This is a genomic window from Mycobacterium sp., from assembly GCF_049585075.1.
In the GTDB taxonomy this organism is placed as follows: domain Bacteria; phylum Actinomycetota; class Actinomycetes; order Mycobacteriales; family Mycobacteriaceae; genus Mycobacterium.
Genome location: NZ_JBAUZA010000169.1, coordinates 1 through 3658 on the forward strand (window position 1 = coordinate 1; position 3658 = coordinate 3658).

At 64.7% G+C, this 3658-nt stretch carries 1 protein-coding gene and 2 pseudogenes; all 3 read left to right on the forward strand.

What is annotated here, in order from left to right:
* A pseudogene (locus WB785_RS07770) lies at positions 1–465 on the forward strand (3-methyladenine DNA glycosylase); the annotation flags it as partial.
* Positions 466–485: 20 nt separating this feature from the next.
* The gene (locus WB785_RS07775; protein WP_424078263.1) at positions 486–2687 is read left to right on the forward strand and encodes a malate synthase G; all 2202 of its coding nucleotides are present in this window, start codon (positions 486–488) and stop codon (positions 2685–2687) included.
* Between the two features lie 75 nt (positions 2688–2762).
* A pseudogene (locus WB785_RS07780) lies at positions 2763–3658 on the forward strand (hypothetical protein); the annotation flags it as partial.

Sequence of the window (3658 nt, forward strand, 5' to 3'; positions counted from 1 at the left end):
GTCGCCGGGCCGCTGCGCTGCAGCCACTTCGACGCCTTCCGGTTCTTCAGTGCTGCCTTCAAAGCCGACATGGCCCTCCGCAACGTGGGCTCGCCCAGCCGTGCCACCCAGCAGGACTGGGAGCAGCCCGGTTGCCTTCACGCCAACATGGACCTGTACAAATGGTCTTACAAATTGAGCCCGCTGATCGACTCCGAGCTGCTGCTGGACTGCCTGGACCTGGCCGCAGCCGCGCGCGAAATCGACATGCGAGCCAGCCCGTACGACCTACGCAGCTACGGGTATGCACCGATCGCCGTCGAGAACCCCGCCGGCCGCGCCGAGTACGTGCGTTGCCAGAGGGCCATCGCTGCGCGTGCTGCGCCGCTGCGGGCAGCGCTGCTAGACCGGTGTGACCTGCTGCTGCAGGCCGCCCGGGTACCGGAATTCGGACTACTGGCCGGTAGGCTGGACAAAACGTCATGAGGCTAACGCGGAGGAGAAAGATGACGGATCGGGTGTCGGTGGGGAACCTGCGCGTCGCTCAGGAGCTGTATGACTTCGTCAACAGCGAGGCTTTGCTGGGCACCGACATCGACCCCGACAGTTTCTGGGCGGGCGTCGACAAGGTCGTCACGGACCTGCATCCGCGAAATCAGGAGCTGCTGGCACGCCGCGACCAGTTGCAGGCACAGATCGACAAGTGGCACCGGCATCACGTCATCGAACCGATAGACCCGGAAACCTACCGGCAGTTCCTCACCGAAATCGGCTATCTCGTGCCAGAGCCCGACGACTTCTCCATCACCACGGCCGGCGTCGACCCCGAGATCACCACAACGGCCGGCCCGCAGCTGGTGGTCCCGGTCACCAATGCCCGCTTCGCCCTCAACGCGGCCAACGCCCGTTGGGGCTCCCTGTACGACGCGCTCTACGGCACCGACGTCATCCCGGAAACCGACGGCGCCGAGCAGGGCACGAGCTACAACAAGGTCCGCGGCGACAAGGTGATCGCCTACGCGCGCAAGTTCCTCGACGACGCCGTGCCGTTGTCGTCGGGTTCGTGGGCCGACGCCGCCGGCTTGAAGATCGACGACGGCCGGTTGCTTGTCAGCCTGCAAGACGACGAGCACGATCGTGGCCTGGCCAACCCGGGCCAGTTCGTCGGTTACAGCGGCGAGCTCGGCTCCCCCAGCTGGTCGGTGTTGTTGCAAAACCACGGGCTGCACATCGAGATCTTGATCGACCCGAAATCGCCGATCGGCAAGACCGACGCGGCCGGCGTCAAGGACGTGGTCCTGGAGTCGGCGATCACCACGATCATCGACTTCGAGGACGCGGTGGCTGCCGTCGACGCCGACGACAAAACCCGCGCCTACCGCAACTGGCTTGGCCTGAACAGGGGCGATCTGTCCGCGAAGGTGGACAAGGACGGCGACACGTTCACTCGAGTGCTCAACCAGGACCGCACTTACACCGCACCAGGCGGCGATGAGTTCACGCTGCCCGGCCGCAGCCTGCTGTTTGTTCGCAACGTCGGCCACCTGATGACCAACGACGCGATCGTTATCAACAATGGTGACCAAGAAGAAGAGGTGTTCGAGGGAATCCAGGACGCCTTGTTCACCGGTCTGTGCGCGATTCATGGGCTCAAGTCCACCGACGACAACGGTCCGCTGGTCAACAGCCGCACCGGTTCGATCTACATCGTCAAGCCCAAGATGCACGGCCCCGATGAGGTCGCATTCACCACCGAACTGTTCAGTCGGGTCGAAGACGTGCTCGGACTGCCGCAGAACACGCTCAAAGTCGGTGTGATGGACGAGGAACGGCGCACCACACTCAACTTGAAGGCGTGCATCAAGGCTGCCGCCGACCGGATCGTGTTCATCAACACCGGTTTCCTGGACCGCACTGGCGATGAGATCCACACCTCGATGGAGGCCGGCCCGATGGTGCGTAAGGGCACCATGAAGAGCCAGCCGTGGATCTTGGCCTACGAGGACAACAACGTGGACACGGGCCTGGCGGCCGGGTTCGCCGGCCACGCCCAGATCGGCAAGGGCATGTGGACGATGACCGAGTTGATGGCCGACATGGTCGAGCAGAAGATCGGACAGCCGAAGGCGGGCGCCAGCACCGCGTGGGTGCCGTCCCCCACCGCGGCGACGCTGCACGCATTGCACTACCACCAGGTCGACGTCGGCGCGATCCAGAGCGAATTGGCCGGCAAGAAGCGCGCCACGATCGACGAGTTGCTGACGATCCCGCTTGCCAAGGAGCTGGCCTGGGCTCCTGAGGAGATCAAAGAAGAGGTCGACAACAACTGCCAATCCATCCTGGGCTACGTCGTGCGGTGGATTGACCAGGGCGTGGGGTCGTCGAAGGTTCCCGACATCCACAACGTCGCATTGATGGAAGACCGTGCCACACTGCGGATTTCGAGCCAACTGCTGGCAAACTGGTTGCGCCACGGCGTGATCACCGAAGAGGATGTGCGGGCTAGCCTGGAGCGGATGGCTCCGATGGTGGACCAGCAGAACGCCGGCGACTCGGCATATTTGGCGGTGGCACCCAACTTCGACGACAGCATCGCCTTCTTGGCTGCCCAGGAATTGATTCTGTCCGGAACCCAGCAGCCCAACGGCTATACGGAGCCGATCCTGCACCGGCGTCGTCGCGAATTTAAGGCCCAGACCGGTGACTGATTTCGGCTCGGCGCGCGTTTACCATCCCAATGACTAGACGCTGCAAACACTTCTGGCGCGCGAGAGAGCATCGGCATGGGTAGGCACAGAGCTCCGGATCCGGACGAGCCCACCAGCGAACCGTCGGAGGACTACTCCGAACCCCACGATGTCGGCGACATCGGCGACTCCCACGAGCCCGACACCGGCGACATCCCTGCTGAAAGCTATGGCGATCACCCAACCGGCGACTACCCGGACCAATTCGCCGACGATTCAGGGTATTTCGACTACACCGACCCCTCCGAACGCGACGAGCACGGCGAGGAAGATCTACATCCCGCCGACGTTGACACGGCGGATGACTTCCCCGGCTTCGCGGGGCTAGGGCAGGAGCCGCCCGACGCACCGCCAACCGGCGGTCATCGGGGGCTGGCCGACTGGCGGGGCGGTCACCGCAGCAACGGCGGGCGGCGCGGTGTCAGCATCGGTGTGATCGCGGCGTTGGTCGCGGTGGTCGTGGTGGTGGCCGGGGTCATCCTCTGGCGCTTCTTCGGTGACGCGTTGTCCAACCGCTCGCATTCCGCGGCGCGCTGCACCGGTGACAAACAGAACGTCGCGGTGATCGCCGACCCGTCCATCGCCGATCACGTCCAGCAGTTCGCGGAGCGGTACAACGGATCCGGTGCGCAGGTCGGCGACCACTGCGTGGCAGTCAGCGTCAAATCGACCGGTTCCGATGCCGTCGTCGGCGGATTCATCGGAAACTGGCCTGCGGACCTGGGCCAGCGACCCGCGCTGTGGATCCCCGGCAGTTCGGTGTCGGCGGCGCGGCTGACGGCCGCCGCGGGTAAGGAAACCATCGCCGAAAGCAGGTCGCTGGTTACCTCGCCAGTGGTGCTCGCGGTGCGACCCGAGCTGCAGCGTGCGCTCGGCGACCAGAAATGGTCGACGCTGCCGGGGCTGCAGACCAAACCCGATGGGCTGGCCGC

Excerpts from the sequence above, each read along its gene's own strand:
- WB785_RS07775 (WP_424078263.1), top strand. The coding sequence starts at position 486 with ATGACGGATCGGGTGTCGGTGGGGAACCTGCGCGTCGCTCAGGAGCTG.